Here is a 20,974-nt window from a genome sequence, read left to right on the forward strand (position 1 = left end):
AAGATCAAAAGACAGCTGTGTCTGATATGACGCAGCTGTCTTTTTTATGCCTAAAAAAGATACGAAACATTTTCCATCAGTGGCGTATAAAACCATCCGGCTTGGAAAAAATAAAAAGGATTATGAAATGGAGGGCTTTTAAGATGAAACGTCTTTTATCCACTTTATTGATTGGTATAATGCTGCTTACATTTGCACCGTCTGCATTTGCAAAACAAGACGGAAAAGGCACATCGGAGCTTGCTCATGAAGCGAAGTCTGCGGTGCTGATAGAACGTGACACGGGAAAAGTGCTTTACAACAAGAACAGTAATGAGAGACTGGCGCCTGCAAGCATGACGAAAATTATGACGATGCTTTTAATTATGGAAGCTTTAGATGAAGGCAAAATCAAAATGAGTGATAAGGTCCGTACGAGCGAGCACGCTGCTTCTATGGGCGGCTCACAGATTTTCCTTGAACCCGGTGAGGAAATGACTGTCAAAGAAATGCTGAAAGGCATCGCGATCGCATCGGGAAATGACGCTTCCGTAGCGATGGCTGAATTCATTTCCGGCTCTGAAGAAGAGTTTGTTAGGAAAATGAATAAAAAAGCAAAAGAGCTGGGCTTGAAAAATACATCTTTCAAAAACCCGACCGGACTGACCGAGGAAGGACACTACAGCTCTGCTTATGACATGGCAATCATGGCTAAGGAATTATTGAAATACGAATCAATAACGAAGTTTACCGGCACGTATGAAGACTATCTGCGCGAAAATACAGATAAAAAGTTTTGGCTTGTGAATACGAATCGGCTGATCAAGTTTTATCCTGGCGTAGACGGCGTAAAAACAGGCTATACAGGTGAAGCAAAATATTGTCTGACTGCTTCGGCTAAAAAAGGAAACATGCGGGCCATTGCGGTTGTGTTCGGAGCGAGCACACCTAAAGATAGAAACGCGCAAGTGACAAAGATGCTTGATTTCGCTTTTAGTCAATATGAAACGCATCCTTTATATAAACGAAATGAAATAGTAGCAAAAGTAAAGGTCAAAAAAGGCAAACAAAAATTTATCGAACTCACAACTTCTGAGCCGATTTCAATATTGACGAAAAAAGGCGAGGATATGAAAAATGTGAAAAAAGAAATCAAATTGAATGACAATGTGAGTGCTCCTGTTCAAAAAGGCCAAGAGCTTGGGACACTCGTTCTGAAAAAGGATGGAGAAGTACTCGCTGAAAGTCCTGTTGCTGCTAAAGAAGATATGAAGAAAGCCGGGTTCATAACATTCTTGAAGCGGACGATGGGAGACTGGACAAAATTTAAGTAATTATGCCGAATGACCACTAGTTTTGTCACGGTGAAGGAATTCATTCCGTCGAAATCGAAACACTCATTATCCGATCATATCAAGGAGGAATGAGCATGAGCCTTGGAATTGACATGCATGTCAAAGAATCTGTGCTTTGTATTCGATTAACAGGCGAACTCGATCACCATACGGCTGAAACCCTGAAACAAAAAGTGACTCAATCTTTGGAGAAGGATGATATTCGCCATATCGTGCTGAACCTGGAGGACCTTTCCTTTATGGACAGCTCGGGGCTTGGCGTCATTTTAGGAAGATACAAGCAAATTAAGCAAATTGGCGGGGAAATGGTCGTTTGCGCTATCTCTCCTGCGGTGAAGCGGCTGTTTGATATGTCGGGTCTGTTTAAAATTATCCGATTTGAACAATCTGAGCAGCAGGCGCTGCTGACGCTGGGGGTGGCATCATGAAAAATGAAATGCATATTGAATTTTCTGCCCTCAGCCAGAATGAATCGTTCGCCCGTGTCACAGTTGCTTCGTTTATTGCCCAGCTTGACCCGACAATGGACGAACTGACCGAAATCAAAACAGTCGTGTCAGAGGCTGTAACGAATGCTATTATCCATGGGTATGAAGAGAACTGTGACGGAAAAGTTTACATTTCAGTGACGCTGGAAGATCATGTCGTATATATGACCATTCGTGATGAAGGCAGGGGCATTACAGATCTTGAAGAAGCCCGCCAGCCTTTATTCACGACTAAGCCTGAGCTTGAGCGCTCCGGAATGGGCTTTACCATTATGGAAAATTTCATGGATGATGTCAGTATCGATTCATCACCTGAGATGGGCACAACGATTCGCTTAACAAAGCACTTATCAAAAAGCAAAGCGCTTTGTAATTAAGGAGATTTGTTATGGATGTGGAGGTTAAGAAAAACGGCAAAAACGCTCAGCTGAAGGATCATGAAGTAAAGGAATTAATCAAACAAAGCCAAAATGGCGACCAGCAGGCAAGAGACCTCCTCATAGAAAAAAACATGCGTCTTGTTTGGTCTGTCGTACAGCGGTTTTTAAACAGAGGTTACGAGCCTGACGATCTCTTCCAGATCGGCTGCATCGGGCTGTTAAAATCTGTTGACAAATTTGATTTAACCTATGATGTGCGTTTTTCAACGTATGCAGTGCCAATGATTATCGGTGAAATCCAGCGTTTTATCCGTGATGACGGAACCGTAAAGGTGTCAAGGTCATTAAAAGAGCTCGGAAACAAAATCCGGCGCGCGAAGGATGAGCTTTCAAAAACACTGGGCAGAGTGCCGACGGTGCAGGAGATCGCCGACCATTTGGAAATTGAAGCAGAAGATGTCGTACTTGCTCAAGAGGCGGTAAGGGCTCCGTCTTCGATTCACGAAACCGTTTATGAGAATGACGGAGATCCGATTACTCTGCTTGATCAAATCGCTGACAACTCAGAAGAAAAATGGTTTGACAAGATTGCGCTGAAAGAAGCGATCAGCGATTTGGAGGAAAGGGAAAAACTAATCGTCTATCTCAGATATTATAAAGACCAGACACAGTCCGAAGTGGCTGAGCGGCTTGGGATCTCTCAAGTTCAAGTTTCAAGGCTTGAAAAGAAAATATTAAAACAGATCAAGGTTCAAATGGATCATACGGATAGCTAGTCTGCGATGCAGGCTAGCTTTTTTGTGTGCAAAAGCGTGGTAATTTATGGTCTTTTCGAGCGGATGAATGAGAACAAAATCGAACCACATACTACATATATAACCACCGAAAGATGGTGATCAATGATGGAACGACGTATATTTATCCGACTTCGCCACAGGGTGCTGGCCCATCCGGGAGATATTATCACGGTTGGAGATGCCGCGCAAATTGAAGGACAGCTTCAGCTAAAAAAGAAACTGTCGGCTATGCCGCTTTATCAGGTGAGCGAAAAAGATAAAAATATCGTAATCCTGGATATCATACAAGTCCTCAGAGCCATTCATTTACAAGATCCGACTCTTGATGTTCAAACGGTAGGCGGAGCAGAAACCATTGTTGAAATTCAGTATCGGAAACGGCAATTATCAACGGTTCTGTTTATCGGTGTCTGGCTGCTTCTGTTTATCGGATCGTGTCTAGCCATTATGAACTTTCATGAGGATGTAAGCATGAGAGATGTTCATATTGCACTATATGAAATCATAACCGGAGAGAGGAATGACTATCCATATTTGCTTCAAATCCCATACAGCATCGGTTTGGGACTGGGGATGATCGTGTTTTTTAACCACATATTTAAAAAGCGCCTTAATGAAGAGCCCAGCCCGCTGGAGGTTGAGATGTTTAACTATCAGCTTGATCTCGATCAATATGTGGCCATGCATGAGAATCAAGAAACAATAAAGGACCTGCATGATCGTTAGTGTATTGTTCATTATTTTTGTCGGGCTCGGCGGAGGCATCACGGTGGGGGCTGGCTTCGTTGCTTTTTTAACCGTAATGGGAATCATTCCGCGGCTGATGCAGCTCACCAAAACAATGAGATTTGTTCAGGCTTATGAAGCGGCTGTGATTCTTGGCGCTGTTTGCGGGGGATGGGAGACGCTTCATATGAACCATCTTTTTTTAACAAAATGGATTGCCGTGCCGGTCGGGCTGCTGGCAGGTTTGTTTGTCGGGATGCTTGCAGCTGCCCTTACAGAGGTTTTAAATGTATTGCCGATTTTAGCAAAGCGAATCGGGCTCAGAAGTAAAATCATTATTCTGTTAATGGCCATCGTGATTGGGAAAATCGCGGGATCTTTATTTCACTGGCTGTATTTTATTGATCATTCATAAGGAGGTTTCAAGATGACAAACATAAAAGAAAACTACAAATCAAAAGTGAAAACATATCAGCCTAAGCCGCCTTACGTCTGGAACTGTGTAAAAGCCTTTCTGGTAGGCGGTCTGATCTGTGCGATCGGGCAAGGTCTGCAGAATTTTTATATCCATTTTTTTGATTTTAATGAAAAAACAGCAGGGAATCCAACGGCAGCAACACTGATATTGATTTCAGCCCTGTTGACCGGGTTCGGCATCTATGACAGAATCGGACAGTTTGCAGGCGCCGGTTCAGCTGTGCCGGTCACAGGTTTTGCCAACAGTATGGCAAGCGCGGCTCTTGAATATAAAAGCGAAGGGTTTGTTCTTGGAGTAGCGACAAATATGTTTAAACTGGCGGGAAATGTCATTGTTTTTGGAGTTGTGGCTGCTTACATCGTTGGAATGATTCGGTTTGCTTTTGAGAAACTGATGTCATAGGAGGAGAAGAAAATGAAATTAACAGGAAAGCAAACCTGGGTATTTGAACATCCCTTATTTGTCAACTCGGCGGGAACGGCAGCCGGACCAAAGGAAAAAGACGGGCCGCTCGGCTCTTTATATGATAAAACCTATGACGAGATGCACTGTAATCAAAAAAGCTGGGAAATGGCTGAACGCCAGTTGATGGAAGATGCTATTACTTCAGCGCTTCAAAAAAATAATCTGACAAAAGATGATATTGATCTATTGCTGGCAGGCGACTTGCTGAATCAAAACGTGACGGCCAACTATGTAGCAAGACACTTGAACATTCCGTTTCTATGTATGTTTGGCGCCTGTTCAACATCAATGGAAACAGTGGCTGTCGCATCTGCCTTAGTTGACGGCGGGTTTGCCAAGAGGGCGATTGCTGCCACCAGCAGTCATAATGCTACAGCGGAAAGACAGTTTCGTTATCCGACGGAATACGGAGGCCAAAAACCGGACACTGCCACCTCTACTGTCACAGGAAGCGGAGCAGTTGTGATCAGTCAGACACCGGGTGATATCCAAATCACAAGCGCGACTGTCGGGAAGGTTTCTGACTTAGGAATTACAGATCCGTTTGATATGGGATCGGCTATGGCTCCGGCTGCAGCTGATACGATTAAGCAGCATTTTAAAGATCTCAACAGAACGGCGGATGATTATGATCTCATTCTGACAGGTGACCTGTCCGGCGTCGGATCTCCCATCGTAAAAGACATCTTAAAAGAAGATGGCTATCCGGTCGGCACAAAGCATGATGATTGCGGGCTTCTGATTTACACTCCGGATCAGCAGGTCTTTGCCGGAGGGAGCGGCTGCGCTTGTTCAGCGGTTGTCACCTACTCTCACATTTTTAAGCAGCTGAGAGAAGGAAAATTAAACCGTGTATTTGTCGTGGCGACCGGGGCGCTGTTAAGCCCGACGATGATTCAGCAAAAAGAAACCATACCGACCATCGCCCACGGGGTTGTATTTGAGCGTGCAGGAGGTGCATCTTAACATGGACTACCTTTTGGCTTTTGTATGCGGCGGGGCCATTTGTATTGTCGGCCAGCTGCTCTTGGATATTTTTAAATTGACGCCAGCCCACGTCATGACATCATTTGTTGTGACCGGCGCGATCTTAGATGGTTTCGGCATTTACGATAAATTTATTGAATTTGCCGGAGGAGGCGCCACCGTTCCGATCGTAAGCTTCGGCCACAGTCTTCTGCACGGTGCCATGCACCAAGCGCATATACACGGATTTATCGGTATCGGCATGGGGATTTTTGAGCTGACCTCTGCCGGTATCTCAGCCGCCATTCTCTTCGCCTTTCTTGTAGCTGTTATTTTCAAACCGAAAGGATAATGCTGACATGACGACAAAACGCAAGGTCATACTGGTAACAGACGGAGATGTGTACGCCGCTAAAACAATTGAATACGCCGCAAGCCAAGTGGGAGGGCGATGTATTTCACAATCAAAAGGCAACCCTTCCATCCGCAGCGGCGCAGAGCTTGTCAAGCTGATCACCTCTGCACCATATGATCCTGTTTTTGTTATGTTTGACGACTCCGGCCTCCAAGGAGAAGGTCCGGGAGAATCCGCTCTGACCTATGTTGCCACACATCCCTCTATTGAAGTGCTTGGAGTGATTGCGGTCGCGTCAAAAACCCATCAGGCTGAATGGACCAGAGTTGATGTAAGCATTGACCGCAATGGAGAAATAACAGAATACGGCGTGGATAAAGTCGGAGAAAGGGAATTTGATGAGCACAGAATGAGCGGAGATACAGTCTATTGCCTTGATAAACTTGATCTCCCGCTTATTGTCGGTATCGGGGATATCGGCAAAATGGGCAGAAAAGACGATATCTCAAAAGGGTCGCCAATCACCATGAAAGCGGTCGAGTTTATTTTAGAAAGGAGCGGGTATCATGCCGGATCACAAGGAAGAGAAAATCCGGGTTTATCGAGATCCAGCCAAAAATGAAGCGTATTTTAAAAATCGGGTCGGAATGGGAACTAGCTATGATGTAGGGGTTCGCAAGCTTAATATTTTAGACAAGGAAATACAGCTTTACTATCTGAATGGATTATCTGACACCGCTTTTATCATTCATTTAATGAGAGAACTTGTTTTCATTAACAATCGGGATGAGGATCCAGATAATCTAATTGATATTGTCGAAAACAGGCTTCTTAATGCCCAGGTTGAAAAAGTAAAAACACTCGATGAAGCAACTGACCAAGTGCTGTCCGGTTTAGTTGCAGTCATTGTTGAAGACGCAGGCTTCGCATTTATTATTGATGTCAGAAGCTATCCGGGCAGAAATCCGGAAGAGCCTGATACAGAAAAGGTGGTCAGGGGAGCCAGAGACGGATTTGTTGAGAACATCGTCGTCAATACGGCGCTTCTCAGACGGCGGATCAGAGACGAACGGCTTCGCATCAAGATGACAAAGGTTGGCGAGCGATCAAAAACGGACCTGAGCATTTGTTATATAGAAGATATTGCAGATCCGGATCTGGTTGACATCGTGGAAAAAGAAATTGCTGCCATTGATGTCGATGGATTAACAATGGCTGATAAAACCGTAGAGGAATTCATCATTAAACAAAGCTACAACCCGTATCCGCTCGTCCGCTATACAGAAAGGCCGGATGTGGCGGCCAATCATGTGCTTGAAGGTCATGTCATCATTATGGTTGATACATCGCCAAGTGTGATTATCACCCCGACGACTTTGTTCCATCATGTCCAGCATGCTGAAGAATACAGGCAGGCGCCTGCAGTCGGTACTTTTTTAAGATGGGTAAGATTTTTCGGTATCATTGCTTCCACTATATTTCTCCCGATCTGGTTTCTATTTGTGCTGCAGCCGGACCTGCTGCCCGAGAATATGAAATTTATCGGTTTAAATAAAGATACGCATATCCCGATCATCCTGCAGATATTCTTAGCTGACTTAGGAATCGAGTTTCTCAGAATGGCTGCCATTCATACCCCGACCGCTTTATCGACAGCAATGGGATTAATTGCCGCTGTGCTGATCGGACAGATTGCCATTGATGTCGGCCTGTTTTCACCAGAGGTGATTCTATACGTCTCACTTGCAGCGATTGGAACCTTTACGACGCCTAGTTATGAATTAAGTTTGGCAAATAAAATGAGCCGACTTGCCCTCATGATACTCGTTGCCTTATTTCATGTAAAAGGGCTTGTTATCGGATTCACAGTGCTAATTATTGCCATGGCCAGCATCAAATCCCTCCAAACACCGTACTTATGGCCGCTGATGCCTTTTAACGGCAAGGCGCTGTGGCAGGTACTGGTTCGGACAGCGAAACCTGGTGCAAAAGTAAGACCAAGTATCGTTCACCCAAGAAATCGCTTAAGACAACCTACCAATTCATAATCGCATTGAAACTGACTGAAGAGTATGATAATGTATGTCTTAATTATGAAGAGACAGTTCATAAAACTGTCCTTTTCACCCATAAGCGGAGAAAGAGGGAATGACATTGTTCTTACATGGCACGAGCAGACAAAATCAACATGGGCATTTAGAAATCGGAGGTGTGGACGCTCTCTATTTAGCGGAAAAATACGGCACACCTCTTTACGTATATGATGTGGCTTTAATACGTGAGCGTGCTAAAAGCTTTAAGCAGGCATTTATTACTGCAGGGCTGAAAGCACAGGTGGCATATGCGAGCAAAGCGTTCTCATCAGTCGCAATGATTCAGCTCGCTGAGGAAGAGGGACTATCTTTAGATGTCGTGTCCGGTGGAGAGCTTTATACAGCTGTTGCGGCGGGCTTCCCGGCAGAACGCATTCACTTTCATGGAAATAACAAGAGCAGGGAAGAACTGCGGATGGCACTTGAGCATCGCATTGGCTGCATTGTGGTGGATAATTTCTATGAAATCTCGCTTCTGGAAGACTTGTGCCAAGAAACGGGACACTCCATCGATGTTCTTCTTCGAATCACGCCCGGAGTAGAAGCGCATACGCATGACTACATTACAACTGGTCAGGAGGATTCAAAGTTTGGTTTCGATCTTCATAACGGACAAACTGAACGGGCGATTGAGCAAGTATTGCAATCAGAACACATTCAGCTGCTGGGTGTTCATTGCCATATTGGCTCGCAAATTTTTGATACGGCCGGTTTTGTGTTAGCAACGGAAAAAATCTTCAAAAAACTGGACGAGTGGAGAGAATCATATTCGTTTGTATCCAAGGTGTTGAATCTTGGAGGGGGTTTCGGCATCCGTTATACGGAAGACGATGAACCGCTTCACGCTACTGAATACGTGGAAAAAATTATCGAAGCTGTGAAAGAAAATGCTGCCCGTTACGGTTTTAACATTCCTGAAATTTGGATCGAACCGGGCCGTTCTCTCGTTGGAGACGCGGGCACAACCCTTTATACGGTTGGCTCTCAAAAAGAAGTGCCGGGTGTCCGCCAGTATGTGGCTGTAGATGGAGGTATGAACGACAATATTCGTCCTGCACTCTACCAGGCTAAATATGAAGCAGCGACAGCCAACCGTATCAATGAAGCGCATGACAAAACGGTGTCGATTGCCGGAAAGTGCTGTGAAAGCGGTGATATGCTGATTTGGGATATTGACCTGCCTGATGTAAAAGAAGGCGATCTTCTTGCCGTTTTTTGTACGGGCGCTTACGGATACAGCATGGCCAACAATTACAATCGAATCCCGAGGCCTGCCGTTGTATTTGTAGAAAACGGGGAGGATCACTTAGTCGTGAAGCGAGAAACATACGAGGACATTGTGAAACTTGACCTTCCCTATAAAACGAGTGTAAAGCAATAAAAAAAGCGCCGATTTTTCGGCGCTTTTTCTTATTTGAATATAGAAACAATCGCATTCCAGATAGATACGAAGAAATCAATCACTTTCTGAATGAAGTTTTTGCCCTCATCTGATTCTATGAATTTCGTAATCTTATCTTTCGCTTTATCAAGCTGGTCACCGACCTGTCCCCAGTCGATGTCAACGTTTTTCATTTTATTGAAGAGGGAGACAAGCTGATCTTTTTGGCTGTCTGTAAGTGTGACATTTAAATCAGAAGCTGCATCATCCACTTGTTTTTCAATGTCAGCTTTATTGTCAGGCACACCGTTTTTAGCAAACTCTTCTTTGATTTTTGCAATTAGCGCAGCCGCATTTTCGTTACCGATTTTGTCTCCAAGCTCTGATGTCGTAACAAGTTCTTGGTTGGCTACTTGCTTCACATCCTCCGAGATCGCTTCATCAGAAGAAACTTCATACGCCTTAATCAATCCAGTTAAAGCCGCAGTCCCGGATACTTCAAACGGTGCTGTAACATACACCTTGGCATCTTTTACACCGGCTGTCATCAGGGCATTCAGGTACATTTCATCTGTAATGCCGCTGATATTATGTGTCTCAACATTCAGGCCAGAGCCTTTTTTGGCAATGGTGATCGACGATGATGAAATCGCTCTTGACCCAATTTGAGCATTCGATATATATTTACCTAAATATTCATGTTCTTCCTTATTGGTCACAGTTACCGTTGTGGCATTATCAGGGACATTCATTTCATCAAGCACTTTTTGTTTATCAGATTCTGACAAATCAGCACCCAGTGTTACAATGACATCTCCAACTGCGGCATCCGCGAGACTGACTTTCGGAACCGTCAGCAGCAAAACGGCCGCTGCCAGCATTCCAATCCATATTTTTTTCAAAGCAGTTTGACCTCCTTCAATTTCACAAGCAGCTGGATAGAGCTGCTTTGCGAGGACCTGAATCATGATGAAAATACAGTTCCGTTAGGTTAGACGGAGATAAAGACATCTAGGTTTCATTTTTATTTTTTAGTAAAGCCGGGAGATTCGTTTTCCCCCGAAAGGTGTGGTATAATAGCCGCGACAAGGAGAGACAGGCTATAACCTATCATACATAATCTCCTTTGAAAATTAAAATAAAGAAAGTAGGCATACAATTGAAAACAGGTTATTTTTTATTAGAAGACGGTAACAAAATTGAATTTGAACTTTACCCTGAAGCTGCACCGGGCACTGTCGCAAACTTTGAAAAGCTTGCGAACGAAGGCTTTTATGACGGGCTTACATTCCACCGAGTGATTCCAGGTTTCGTCAGCCAAGGCGGATGCCCGCACGGAACTGGCACAGGCGGTCCGGGATACACAATCAAATGTGAAACAGAAGGAAACCCGCATACACATGAAGCGGGCGCACTTTCTATGGCACACGCTGGAAAAGACACTGGCGGCAGCCAATTTTTCATCGTTCATGAGCCGCAGCCTCATTTGAACGGTGTTCACACTGTATTCGGAAAAGTAACAAGCGGACTAGAATTCGCGAAAAACATGTCTAACGGCGACGTCATGAAAGAAGTTCGTGTAGAAGGATAACAGACAGACGAAAAGCTTCCTCGTATCGGGGAAGCTTTTTTATTTGCGAAAAATATACCAATAAAAAAACGCCCGAGTGCTGGAGGCGGAAACAAACAGGTATTTATTAGGTTGAAGTGAAGACAATGCGGCGAGTGTTTCCTTGACTTTTCAATTGATGAAGAAATGAGATTAAAATGTTTTGGTCACGTTCTGATCAGTAAATTGATGGTTAATCATTTTAGCCTGGCTTATAAAGTTGTTTTCTATGACAATTCCCGTATTCAAGCCGCCCGAACCGAAAACAGATTTAGACACAGTTAATGGACTGATCATAAAAACGCCGCCTACGTTCACTACGCTGTTCCCGGAAATGTTGTTTATATTGATAGGATAATCAATCACACTATCGAGTCTCCTTTCATAGTATTCTATTTTTTATATGTATTAGTGCTAGAACTCATAAGCGTAAACTTATTGGTAAAAACATTTATCTTTTATATGATGCCGTGCAAAGGTGATCGATTCTTCAATTGTAAAATTAAGAAAACTTTAAAGTTACATGGTTCATCGAAAATGGGTTTTTGTAGTAAAATGAATCAAAACAAACGAGATGTTTTGAAAAGGAGTTTGGCATTATGAACAACAAAGGCTGTATAAAATGCGGAAGTACTGAAGCGGGACAAAAAGAAATAGCCACAACCGGCACGGGATTATCGAAGTTGTTTGACGTGCAGCACAACCGTTTTCTTGTGGTGTACTGTAAGAATTGCGGATATTCAGAGTTTTATAATAAAGAATCTTCTACCGCCGGCAATATATTGGATTTGTTTTTTGGAGGCTGATCCATGTTTTCGAGCTTCAATGGGTTTAAACATGTCATGAAAGCAAAACGGGATGCCGGTTATGTCACCTGTGATATAGGCTGCCGCAAACATTCCAGTAACCTTCGCGACGTAAATCAGTTTGTCAAGCAATATGGGTATCATGGACTGGGCGATCAATGGAATGCATAGATGAACAGAGTGCCCGTAATCTCATGACTTATATATGATCTAAAGATTTAGCATACGAGCACTCTCTTTCTTCCGAGCACATTGCTTCTGAATGATGCGATTATTTCTTTCGTTATTTTTCGGATGTCCCTGTGTACGATACGAATGCTGATGTTGATGTTCAGTCCGGCAATGTTGAACTAAGCAGATGGAGTCCAATTTCCCAAGCGATATTTGATGCAGGACAGGTTGTAATCGACAAGAAAAAGATAGGCATGATTTGGGTAGAAGATGAAGATTAACAGATTGTAAAATCACTTCAATGGTCCTGATAGGATTTCTTTTCGTTTCGTGATAACATAAATTGAAGATCGTTGTTTATTGGAGGAAATCAGTTGAAATCAGAAAATGTGTCCAAGAAAAATACAATGTTAGAATGGGCAAAAGCAATTGTGATTGCTGTCGTTCTCGCTTTGCTTATCCGCAATTTTATTTTTGCGCCATATGTCGTTGATGGTGACTCTATGTATCCTACACTTCATGACAGGGAAAGGGTTTTTGTCAATATGACAGTCAAATACATCGGTGAGTTTGATAGAGGAGACATCGTCGTATTAAACGGGGATGATGTTCACTATGTCAAACGGATTATCGGCCTGCCTGGGGATACGGTTGAAATGAAGAACGACCAGCTCTATATCAACGGGAAAAAGGTGGCCGAGCCTTTTTTGGCAGCCAATAAAAAGAGAGCGAAGCAGGACGGTTATGACCATTTGACCGATGATTTCGGTCCGGTGAAAGTGCCTGATGACAAGTATTTTGTGATGGGTGACAACCGGCGGAACTCTATGGACAGCCGAAACGGGCTTGGCCTCTTCACGAAAAAACAAATTGCGGGCAAGTCTAAGTTTGTTTTCTTCCCGTTTAACGAAATGCGTAAAACAAATTAGGATTAAGCAGCTTCCTGAACAGGAGGCTGTTTTTTATTTCTTTTTTTCGTTCATCCCCCAAAACCAGAACATAAATTCGTATAACTATAGAAAAGAATTTTTTGCAGAAATGTGAAACATATTCCCGTTATGCATCGTTATATTAATAATTTACGAGACTTTACGGTTTTTTATTCATGAAAAAAAGGAATAACTCATATGAATGAATAGATTCATATTGGCTGGAGGTTTAAAAATGGGAAGAATAAAAACCAAGATTACCATTCTGTTAGTGCTTTTGCTTTTACTTGCAGGCGGTTATATGTACATAAATGATCTTGAGCTGAAGGATGTTCCGACAGCGATTGGACAAACTTTGTCCTCGGAAGAAGAGGAATACACCATCCAGGAATATAAAGTAACGGAAATTGACGGCTCAGAGTATCATGGAGAAGCAGAAAACGGCACCAAAATCATTTTCAACGGTAAAAAATTAAATCAGGATTTGTCTGATATAAAAGAAGGCGACAAGATTAAGGCATACTTCAGCAAATCAAAGCGGATCGATGGACTAATCAAGGTTGCCAAAGTGAATGATTAATAAAACATCACCTTTCGGATCGAAGGGTGATGTTTTGTTTTTCTCAAATTGTAAGTTTATTTCATTGCGTACTTTAAGAAGGATCGCTATAATAGCCAATAAGGACAAATGAATAAAGATTGTATCCTTCGGGGCAGGGTGGAAATCCCGACCGGCGGTAGTAAAGCGAATTCGCTTTAGAGCCCGTGACCCGTGTGCATAAGCGCGCGGTGGATTCAGTTTAAGCTGAAGCCGACAGTGAAAGTCTGGATGGGAGAAGGATGATGAGCCGCTATGCAATTGGTTCAAAAATGCATAGTGTTATTTCCTATTGCGTAAAATACCTAAAGCCCCGGATTTTTTATAAATTCGGGGCTTTTTCGACGGTAAATAACAAAAGAGGGGAGGGAAACAAATGGAAGAGTATTATATGAAGCTGGCATTAGATCTTGCGAAGCAGGGCGAAGGACAGACTGAATCTAATCCGCTCGTCGGCGCTGTTGTGGTAAAGGACGGACAAATTGTCGGAATGGGCGCCCATTTAAAATATGGTGAAGCTCATGCAGAAGTTCATGCCATCCATATGGCCGGATCCCATGTAAAGGGTGCGGATATTTACGTTACACTCGAACCGTGCAGCCATTACGGAAAAACACCGCCATGTGCAGAACTGATCATCAACTCTGGCATCAAAAGAGTGTTCGTGGCAATGAGAGATCCTAACCCGCTTGTGGCCGGAAGAGGGGTCAGCATGATTGAAAAAGCCGGTATTGAAGTTAAGGAAGGCATCCTGGCTGACCAGGCGGAGAAGCTGAATGAAAAATTTCTGCACTTCATGAGGACAGGCCTCCCTTACGTCACACTAAAAGCTGCTGCAAGCCTTGACGGAAAGACAGCTACCAGTACGGGCGACAGCAAATGGATCACGTCAGAGGCTGCAAGACAGGATGCTCAGCAATACAGGAAAACACACCAAAGCATTTTAGTCGGAGTTGGCACGGTGAAAGCCGACGATCCAAGCTTAACCTGCAGGCTGCCCGATGTGGCAAAACAGCCGGTTCGGGTGATACTTGATACTGAACTCTCGATTCCTGAGGACGCCCAAGTGATTTGCGATCAGGCAGCGCCGACATGGATTTTTACAACAGCGCACGCAGACGAGGAAAAGAAAAAACGGCTTTCAGCTTTCGGTGTGAACATATTTACGCTTGAAACCGAGCGCATTCAAGTTCCCGATGTTTTGAAAATCCTTGCGGAAGAAGGCATCATGTCGGTGTACGTGGAAGGCGGTTCAGCTGTTCACGGAAGCTTTGTCAAAGAAGGCTGTTTTCAAGAAATCATCTTCTATTTTGCCCCTAAACTAATCGGAGGAACGCATGCTCCCAGCTTAATCTCCGGTGAAGGTTTTCAATCAATGAAAGATGTCCCCTTATTACAATTCACTGATATAACCCAAATTGGCCGTGATATTAAACTGACGGCAAAACCGATAAACGAGTAGGATGGTGACCATGTTTACAGGAATTATTGAAGAAACAGGCACAATCGAATCCATGAAAAAAGCAGGGCATTCAATGGCCTTAACAATCAAATGCTCAAAAATTCTAGAGGATGTTCATCTGGGCGATAGCATTGCAGTGAACGGCATTTGTCTGACTGTCACTGATTTTACAAAAAATCAATTCACAGTGGATGTTATGCCTGAAACAGTCAAAGCTACGTCATTAAATGATTTATCAAAAGGAAGCAAAGTAAACCTTGAAAGAGCGATGGCGGCAAACGGCCGTTTCGGAGGCCATTTCGTTTCTGGCCATGTCGACGGAACTGCTGAAATTACACGAATTGAAGAGAAAAGCAACGCTGTTTACTATGATTTAAAGATGGACCCTTCTTTAACAAAAACACTGGTCTTAAAGGGATCAATTACCGTGGACGGCGTGAGCTTAACCATATTTGGCCTGACAGAAGACACAGTGACAATTTCTTTAATACCGCATACGATCAGCGAAACAATTTTTTCAGAAAAAACGATCGGCTCTAAAGTGAATATCGAATGCGATATGATCGGAAAATATATGTATCGATTTTTGCATAAAGCCAATGAAAATAAGACCCAACAAACCATTACAAAAGCCTTCTTAAGCGAAAACGGCTTTTAGAGAGGAAGATTTGCATGTTTCATCCGATAGAAGAAGCACTAGACGCTTTAAAAAAAGGCGAAGTCATCATAGTTGTAGATGATGAAGACAGAGAAAATGAAGGAGACTTTGTGGCTCTTGCCGAGCATACAACTCCAGAAGTCATTAACTTTATGGCGACACACGGAAGAGGGCTGATTTGTACGCCGCTTAGTGAGGAAATCGCAGACAAGCTTGATCTTCACCCTATGGTTGAGCATAATACAGATTCTCACCATACTGCATTTACGGTAAGCATTGACCACCGTAATACGAAAACGGGTATCAGCGCTCAAGAAAGATCTTTTACCGTTCAAGCATTGCTGGACAGCGAATCCGTGCCGTCTGATTTTCAGCGTCCGGGGCACATTTTTCCGCTGATTGCGAAAAAAGGAGGTGTCCTGAAAAGAGCGGGCCATACAGAAGCTGCTGTTGACCTTGCCGAAGCCTGCGGATCTCAAGGAGCTGGCGTCATTTGTGAAATTATGAATGAAGACGGAACAATGGCAAGAGTGCCTGAGCTTATTGAAATTGCGAAAAAGCATCAATTAAAAATGATCACCATTAAAGATTTGATTCAATACCGTTACAATCTAACAACACTTGTCGAGCGTGAAGTCGACATTACGCTGCCTACTGATTTTGGCACATTTAAGGTTTACGGTTACACAAATGAGGTAGACGGAAAAGAGCATGTCGCATTTGTGATGGGAGATGTGCCCTTCGGTGAAGAACCGGTATTGGTCCGGGTGCATTCAGAATGTCTCACAGGTGACGTGTTTGGATCTCATCGCTGTGACTGCGGCCCGCAGCTGCACGCCGCGCTGACGCAAATTGCTGCAGAAGGCCGGGGAGTGCTCTTGTATTTGCGCCAAGAAGGCCGGGGCATCGGTTTAATCAATAAATTAAAAGCTTATAAGCTTCAGGAACAAGGCTATGACACCGTAGAAGCCAACGAGGCGCTTGGATTCTTGCCTGACCTTCGCAACTATGGCATCGGTGCACAAATGTTACGCGATCTCGGTGTGCGGAATATGAAGCTTTTGACGAATAATCCACGAAAAATCGCAGGCCTTGAAGGCTATGGACTCAGTATTTCAGAAAGAGTGCCGCTTCAAATGGAGGCGAAAGAGCACAATAAAAAATATTTGCAAACCAAAATGAACAAGCTGGGTCATTTACTTCATTTCTAATCACAAATATCACAAAAAAAGGATGGGAATCATATGAATATCATACAAGGAAATTTAGTTGGTACAGGTCTTAAAATCGGAATCGTAGTAGGAAGATTTAATGATTTTATTACAAGCAAGCTATTGAGCGGTGCAGAAGATGCGTTGCTCAGACACGGTGTAGACACAAACGATATCGATGTGGCTTGGGTTCCAGGCGCATTTGAAATTCCGTTTGCCGCGAAAAAAATGGCGGAAACAAAAAAATATGACGCCGTCATCACATTGGGCACTGTAATCAGAGGCGCGACAACACATTACGATTATGTCTGCAATGAAGCTGCCAAAGGCATCGCGCAAGCAGCAAACACTACTGGTGTGCCTGTCATCTTTGGAATTGTGACAACTGAAAACATCGAACAGGCAATTGAGCGTGCCGGCACAAAAGCCGGTAACAAAGGTGTAGATTGTGCCGTTTCTGCCATAGAAATGGCAAATTTAAACCGTTCATTTGAATAATTTGCTGAAAACAGTTTAAAAATATGGCGAAAATGATATAATGTGAGAAAACGGATCACCTATTCGTATCCGTTAATAGCAGACTGGACATTTTGGATATAGAGGGGTTTTTATGTTAATTCGTTATAAAAAATCGTTTGAAAAGATTGCGATGGGACTTCTTTCGTTCATGCCGAATGAAAAAGACCTTAAGCAGCTTCAGCAGACAATTAAGGACTACGAAACGGATACAGACCGCCAGCTCTTTCTTTGGAAAGAGGACGAGGATATCGTCGGAGCAATCGGAGTCGAAAAAAAGGATTCTGAGGTTGAAATCCGGCATATCAGTGTGAATCCTTCTCATCGCCATCAAGGAATCGGAAAACAGATGATGGATGCCTTAAAGCATTTATTCAAAACGCAGGTACTGGTTCCGAATGAATTAACGCAGAGCTTTTTCGAACGTTGTCAAGGTCAGCAGGATCAAGACATTTCATACAATAATTAAACAGAGGCTGTTATAGCCTCTGTTTCAGATTGGTGGCAAAATCCTAAAACAGTTTTCGTTTTAGGATTTTGCCATCCTTTTCTATCGTAATTGAAGCCCTTGAAGTCTAGGAAAGCTGAGCATTAGAGCGGAGCGAATGTTTTAATTCGTGAGCGCCAACGCACAGGCTTGACAACGAATGCGAGGGTTTGTCGACACGCTGAGCAGAGGCTGAAATCAGCCTCTGCTTTTTTTTCTGCGTTCTATTTCTTTTTCACGTTCAAGGATGACGTCAGTCCGATCCCGCAAACGGTGCTTGTCGATAAGAAATGAATCGGTGAGTGTGCTGGGCTGCCCCCATGTGTAGCCTTTTTTCTTGCATTCGATGCGGCATGCTTCCTCCAGCTTCTCATCTTTGATGGGCAGCATAATGCTTTGATAGGAAGAGCCTGTTTCGATTTGTTCGTAAACCGATTGCATAAGCTGGAGTAAACGGATATGATCAAGTCCCAAGTCTTCGACCGCTTGTCTTTCTGCTTGAAGAATCCTTATGCTGTTCGTCATCAATCTTTTTGCCCCGGCAGTATTCTGCCTTCTATAATGATACAAAGCAACCGCAAGCTGAATAAAGCCGACCCAATAAACTTTTCGTTTATTTGGAGGATCTTTCTTCCAATATTCTTCTAATATTTCATGGCATTCAAAATAATCCCGTGTCGCGTGAAATTCAACGAGATAATCGATATAAGCTTTCGGGTACAAGATGCTTCCTCCTTTAATCTGCCTTTAGTGTAACACAGGAAGGATAAAAGGAAAAAAGAACGCTAAGCCCTGATTGCTTCTTTTTAGCACGGTAATGGAAGGGGATCCGTCGCTAAGGCTTTTCCTCCTTTGTTATAGTCAAATCGAATGTCTTTGCTGTTTTGAATATTCTGTACAAACTGCTTCAAAACGGGAAATGAAATAGTATTGGACGAGAGCTTTTTGGTGGCTTATACTAAAGGGTAGCCAGTTTATTCGGCAATGAGAGTGATACTTGAAAATGGTGAGATGATGGAAGAATATCAAGTGAAAATTGATACGTTTGAGGGCCCATTGGACCTGCTGCTTCATTTAATCAATCGTCTTGAAATTGACATATATGATATACCTGTGGCGAAGATCACTGAACAATATTTATTATATGTACATACGATGCGTGTGCTTGAGCTCGATATTGCCAGCGAGTATTTGGTCATGGCTGCCACGCTGCTCAGCATTAAAAGCAGAATGCTGCTCCCGAAGCAAGAGGAGGAGCTTTTTGAAGATGAATTACTTGAAGAAGAAGATCCGCGGGAAGAATTGATTGAAAAGCTGATTGAGTATAGAAAATATAAAGATGCGGCGAAGGATTTAAAAGAACGGGAAGAAGAAAGACAAAAATCGTTCACGAAACCGCCGAGTGATTTGAGTGAATATGCCAAAGAAGTAAAACAATCGGAGCAAAAGCTCTCTGTCACGGTCTATGATATGATCGGGGCTTTTCAAAAAGTGCTGAAACGCAAAAAAATAACAAGGCCGATGGAAACAACAATTTCCAGGCAGGACATACCAATCGAAGACAGAATGAACGAAATCGTGCATAGCCTAAAATCAAGAGGAACGAGAATCAACTTTATGGACCTGTTTCCGTATGAGCAAAAAGACCATTTGGTTGTGACTTTTCTAGCCGTTCTCGAGCTGATGAAAAATCAGCTCGTTCTCATTGAACAGGAGCACAATTTTTCAGATATTTACATTACGGGGAGTGAATCCATTCATGGGGCTTGATATCGTGAATTGGAAAGCTATAGTGGAAGCCCTTCTTTATGCGGCAGGCGATGAAGGGCTCACAAAAAAGCAGCTGTTAACAGTGCTTGAAATCGAAGAGCCTGAACTGAACACCATCATGGCGGAAGTGGCGGACGAATACCGGGGGGAGACAAGGGGCATTGAACTTATTGAATATGCAGATACGTACATGCTCTCTACCAAAAAAGACTTTGCGCCTTATTTGAAAAAACTGATTGAAGTGCCGTCAAAGGGCCTTTCTCAAGCATCTTTAGAAGTGCTGGCCATTGTTTCATATAAACAGCCGATTACGAGAGCAGAAATTGAAGAAATCAGAGGCGTGAAATCAGAGCGGATTTTACACAGTCTTGTCGCGAAGGCGCTACTGTGTGAAGTCGGTCGGGCTGACGGTCCGGGACGGGCTATTTTATACGGCACAACGCCGACTTTTCTTGAACAATTCGGTCTAAAAACGCTGGACGAGCTTCCGCCGCTGCCTGAAAATGCGGAAGAAGACGTTCTCCAAGAAGAAGCAGATTTATTTTTTGAAAACTTTAACCAAACCTTCGAAGATATAAAATAGAAGTTTAATGAATCGCGCTTTTTCATCATCATAAGATATAAGGAAGAAGCCATCATGAAAGAAGTAAAATGTGAGAGACAAAGACATGAGGGGAAGATACCAAACGAAATGGGACATTCGATTGTTCGAGCGCAGACTCAAAAAACAGGCGAATTCTTATCAATGGTTGTCAATACCGTTAACGAATACCTAAATCAAACGACACTGGAGTCTTTACAGGCTGAATTACCTGTTGAAAAAGGATACTGCTGTGATGTGCTGAGCACTCTTAGAAGAATGACAGTATTTTGTGAAGGAGGCGCAGAAGCGTGTCGCCGTCTCCTGATGCAGGAGCCTTTTCAGGAAGCCAGAGCGGAAAAAACACTTTATAATGTGTATCACCAATGCATTGAAGAGTTCTTTATGCCGAAAAAAGACACGTGGTGTGAAAATAGCCGGGCATCTTATACCGGGGTCAGCGCAATTGAGTTTTACCATGCTGTTCCTGAGTCGCTTGAGCAATTATTATTGCCGCTGAGTACCGACTTTCTGAAGATGAGGGAAGAGCTGGCTCATTACGAAGCGAACGGATCAAGCATGGCACCAATCAGATAACTTTTACTCTCCCTTTTTCAGGGAGAGTTTTTTTATGTTTGCCTCAAGATATATAATTGTTATTCATAACTAGTGGACATGCGCATAAACTTGTACAAACCACCACAAGGACGTGAG

At 43.3% G+C, this 20,974-nt stretch carries 28 protein-coding genes, 1 pseudogene and 1 riboswitch; of the genes and pseudogenes, 25 read left to right on the forward strand and 4 right to left on the reverse strand.

The features are described from left to right. Positions 1-143: 143 nt before the first annotated feature. The 12 genes from dacF to lysA all read left to right on the forward strand — a co-directional run bounded on the left by dacF (position 144) and on the right by lysA (position 9,463). Positions 144-1,313: a D-alanyl-D-alanine carboxypeptidase DacF gene (gene dacF / locus AC4CV5_RS14010; RefSeq protein WP_166851184.1), complete on the forward strand. Its 1,170-nt coding sequence runs from the start codon at positions 144-146 to the stop codon at positions 1,311-1,313. 95 nt (positions 1,314-1,408) lie between these two features. After that, positions 1,409-1,762, forward strand: a complete 354-nt coding sequence (gene spoIIAA / locus AC4CV5_RS14015) for an anti-sigma F factor antagonist (protein WP_003223957.1) — start codon at positions 1,409-1,411, stop codon at positions 1,760-1,762. Next, complete coding sequence (spoIIAB, locus tag AC4CV5_RS14020; protein ID WP_166851186.1) at positions 1,759-2,199, forward strand: anti-sigma F factor; 441 nt, start codon at positions 1,759-1,761, stop codon at positions 2,197-2,199. Before spoIIAA ends, spoIIAB begins: the two co-directional genes overlap by 4 nt. An 11-nt stretch (positions 2,200-2,210) precedes the next feature. Continuing rightward, the gene (gene sigF / locus AC4CV5_RS14025) at positions 2,211-2,978 is read left to right on the forward strand and encodes an RNA polymerase sporulation sigma factor SigF (protein ID WP_003223952.1); all 768 of its coding nucleotides are present in this window, start codon (positions 2,211-2,213) and stop codon (positions 2,976-2,978) included. 126 nt (positions 2,979-3,104) lie between these two features. Further along, a complete protein-coding gene (spoVAA, locus tag AC4CV5_RS14030; protein ID WP_166854638.1) occupies positions 3,105-3,725 on the forward strand; it encodes a stage V sporulation protein SpoVAA in 621 nt (206 codons plus the stop codon). Beyond that, entirely contained in the window at positions 3,715-4,140 is a 426-nt protein-coding gene (spoVAB, locus tag AC4CV5_RS14035) for a stage V sporulation protein SpoVAB (RefSeq protein WP_014114266.1), read from the forward strand. Before spoVAA ends, spoVAB begins: the two co-directional genes overlap by 11 nt. A 12-nt stretch (positions 4,141-4,152) precedes the next feature. Beyond that, complete coding sequence (gene spoVAC / locus AC4CV5_RS14040) at positions 4,153-4,605, forward strand: stage V sporulation protein AC (RefSeq protein ID WP_014114265.1); 453 nt, start codon at positions 4,153-4,155, stop codon at positions 4,603-4,605. Positions 4,606-4,617: 12 nt separating this feature from the next. Next, the gene (gene spoVAD, locus AC4CV5_RS14045; protein ID WP_166851189.1) at positions 4,618-5,634 is read left to right on the forward strand and encodes a stage V sporulation protein AD; all 1,017 of its coding nucleotides are present in this window, start codon (positions 4,618-4,620) and stop codon (positions 5,632-5,634) included. Between the two features lies 1 nt (position 5,635). Beyond that, positions 5,636-5,986: a stage V sporulation protein AE gene (gene spoVAE, locus AC4CV5_RS14050; protein WP_166851191.1), complete on the forward strand. Its 351-nt coding sequence runs from the start codon at positions 5,636-5,638 to the stop codon at positions 5,984-5,986. Between the two features lie 7 nt (positions 5,987-5,993). After that, positions 5,994-6,611, forward strand: coding sequence for a stage V sporulation protein SpoVABEA (gene spoVAEA / locus AC4CV5_RS14055; RefSeq protein ID WP_166851194.1), 618 nt, complete (start codon positions 5,994-5,996; stop codon positions 6,609-6,611). After that, positions 6,556-8,037 (forward strand): spore germination protein SpoVAF, encoded by a 1,482-nt coding sequence (gene spoVAF, locus AC4CV5_RS14060; RefSeq protein ID WP_166851197.1) that lies wholly within the window; start codon positions 6,556-6,558, stop codon positions 8,035-8,037. The genes spoVAEA and spoVAF overlap by 56 nt, the downstream gene beginning before the upstream one ends. A gap of 106 nt (positions 8,038-8,143) precedes the next feature. Continuing rightward, entirely contained in the window at positions 8,144-9,463 is a 1,320-nt protein-coding gene (gene lysA / locus AC4CV5_RS14065; protein ID WP_222143409.1) for a diaminopimelate decarboxylase, read from the forward strand. Between the two features lie 29 nt (positions 9,464-9,492). On the opposite strand, the gene AC4CV5_RS14070 is transcribed toward lysA, so the two are convergent. Beyond that, positions 9,493-10,365 carry a DUF1002 domain-containing protein gene (locus AC4CV5_RS14070; RefSeq protein WP_222143097.1) on the reverse strand — a complete coding sequence of 291 codons (873 nt, stop codon included), beginning with the start codon at positions 10,363-10,365 and terminating at the stop codon, positions 9,493-9,495. A gap of 257 nt (positions 10,366-10,622) precedes the next feature. Here AC4CV5_RS14070 and AC4CV5_RS14075 point away from each other — a divergent pair, with 257 nt between their 5' ends. Next, positions 10,623-11,054 (forward strand): peptidylprolyl isomerase, encoded by a 432-nt coding sequence (locus AC4CV5_RS14075; protein ID WP_003223931.1) that lies wholly within the window; start codon positions 10,623-10,625, stop codon positions 11,052-11,054. A 171-nt stretch (positions 11,055-11,225) separates the two neighbouring features. Here AC4CV5_RS14075 and AC4CV5_RS14080 read toward each other — a convergent pair whose 3' ends face one another. After that, the gene (locus AC4CV5_RS14080) at positions 11,226-11,438 is read right to left on the reverse strand and encodes a spore germination protein (RefSeq protein ID WP_490923043.1); all 213 of its coding nucleotides are present in this window, start codon (positions 11,436-11,438) and stop codon (positions 11,226-11,228) included. A 233-nt stretch (positions 11,439-11,671) separates the two neighbouring features. Here AC4CV5_RS14080 and AC4CV5_RS14085 point away from each other — a divergent pair, with 233 nt between their 5' ends. Next, complete coding sequence (locus AC4CV5_RS14085; protein WP_003223929.1) at positions 11,672-11,878, forward strand: zinc ribbon domain-containing protein; 207 nt, start codon at positions 11,672-11,674, stop codon at positions 11,876-11,878. Here the strand turns inward: AC4CV5_RS14085 and AC4CV5_RS14090 are convergent. Beyond that, positions 11,821-12,022, reverse strand: a pseudogene (locus AC4CV5_RS14090) (hypothetical protein). The gene AC4CV5_RS14085 and the pseudogene AC4CV5_RS14090 sit on opposite strands and share 58 nt — an antisense overlap. 158 nt (positions 12,023-12,180) lie before the next feature. Here AC4CV5_RS14090 and AC4CV5_RS14095 point away from each other — a divergent pair. The 8 genes from AC4CV5_RS14095 to ribT all read left to right on the forward strand — a co-directional run bounded on the left by AC4CV5_RS14095 (position 12,181) and on the right by ribT (position 17,892). Continuing rightward, positions 12,181-12,330, forward strand: coding sequence for a hypothetical protein (locus AC4CV5_RS14095; protein ID WP_248601970.1), 150 nt, complete (start codon positions 12,181-12,183; stop codon positions 12,328-12,330). Between the two features lie 93 nt (positions 12,331-12,423). Next, positions 12,424-12,978 (forward strand): signal peptidase I sipS, encoded by a 555-nt coding sequence (gene sipS, locus AC4CV5_RS14100; protein ID WP_490923046.1) that lies wholly within the window; start codon positions 12,424-12,426, stop codon positions 12,976-12,978. 235 nt (positions 12,979-13,213) lie between these two features. Beyond that, positions 13,214-13,558: a hypothetical protein gene (locus AC4CV5_RS14105; RefSeq protein ID WP_326221663.1), complete on the forward strand. Its 345-nt coding sequence runs from the start codon at positions 13,214-13,216 to the stop codon at positions 13,556-13,558. 120 nt (positions 13,559-13,678) lie between these two features. Continuing rightward, positions 13,679-13,823, forward strand: a riboswitch (FMN riboswitch). 129 nt (positions 13,824-13,952) lie between these two features. Beyond that, a complete protein-coding gene (gene ribD, locus AC4CV5_RS14110) occupies positions 13,953-15,038 on the forward strand; it encodes a bifunctional diaminohydroxyphosphoribosylaminopyrimidine deaminase/5-amino-6-(5-phosphoribosylamino)uracil reductase RibD (RefSeq protein ID WP_166851214.1) in 1,086 nt (361 codons plus the stop codon). A gap of 10 nt (positions 15,039-15,048) precedes the next feature. Then, entirely contained in the window at positions 15,049-15,696 is a 648-nt protein-coding gene (ribE, locus tag AC4CV5_RS14115) for a riboflavin synthase subunit alpha (protein ID WP_019258793.1), read from the forward strand. Between the two features lie 14 nt (positions 15,697-15,710). Then, positions 15,711-16,907 (forward strand): bifunctional 3,4-dihydroxy-2-butanone-4-phosphate synthase/GTP cyclohydrolase II, encoded by a 1,197-nt coding sequence (locus AC4CV5_RS14120; protein ID WP_166851217.1) that lies wholly within the window; start codon positions 15,711-15,713, stop codon positions 16,905-16,907. A gap of 33 nt (positions 16,908-16,940) precedes the next feature. Beyond that, entirely contained in the window at positions 16,941-17,405 is a 465-nt protein-coding gene (ribH, locus tag AC4CV5_RS14125) for a 6,7-dimethyl-8-ribityllumazine synthase (protein ID WP_024121911.1), read from the forward strand. A gap of 112 nt (positions 17,406-17,517) precedes the next feature. Next, the gene (gene ribT, locus AC4CV5_RS14130; RefSeq protein ID WP_003223910.1) at positions 17,518-17,892 is read left to right on the forward strand and encodes a GNAT family N-acetyltransferase RibT; all 375 of its coding nucleotides are present in this window, start codon (positions 17,518-17,520) and stop codon (positions 17,890-17,892) included. A gap of 216 nt (positions 17,893-18,108) precedes the next feature. Here the strand turns inward: ribT and AC4CV5_RS14135 are convergent, their stop codons facing one another. After that, complete coding sequence (locus AC4CV5_RS14135; protein ID WP_166851219.1) at positions 18,109-18,633, reverse strand: DUF309 domain-containing protein; 525 nt, start codon at positions 18,631-18,633, stop codon at positions 18,109-18,111. 291 nt (positions 18,634-18,924) lie between these two features. Between AC4CV5_RS14135 and AC4CV5_RS14140 the strand changes: the two genes are divergently transcribed. From AC4CV5_RS14140 to AC4CV5_RS14150, 3 genes are read left to right on the forward strand one after another with little or no spacing between them, the layout of a single operon-like run. Further along, a complete protein-coding gene (locus AC4CV5_RS14140) occupies positions 18,925-19,680 on the forward strand; it encodes a segregation/condensation protein A (RefSeq protein WP_166854640.1) in 756 nt (251 codons plus the stop codon). Further along, positions 19,670-20,263: an SMC-Scp complex subunit ScpB gene (gene scpB, locus AC4CV5_RS14145; RefSeq protein WP_166851222.1), complete on the forward strand. Its 594-nt coding sequence runs from the start codon at positions 19,670-19,672 to the stop codon at positions 20,261-20,263. Before AC4CV5_RS14140 ends, scpB begins: the two co-directional genes overlap by 11 nt. Positions 20,264-20,317: 54 nt before the next feature. After that, complete coding sequence (locus tag AC4CV5_RS14150; protein WP_222143094.1) at positions 20,318-20,857, forward strand: YpuI family protein; 540 nt, start codon at positions 20,318-20,320, stop codon at positions 20,855-20,857. The last annotated feature ends 117 nt before the right edge of the window (positions 20,858-20,974 follow it).

The sequence above is a fragment of the Bacillus sp. NS1 genome, from assembly GCF_058248265.1.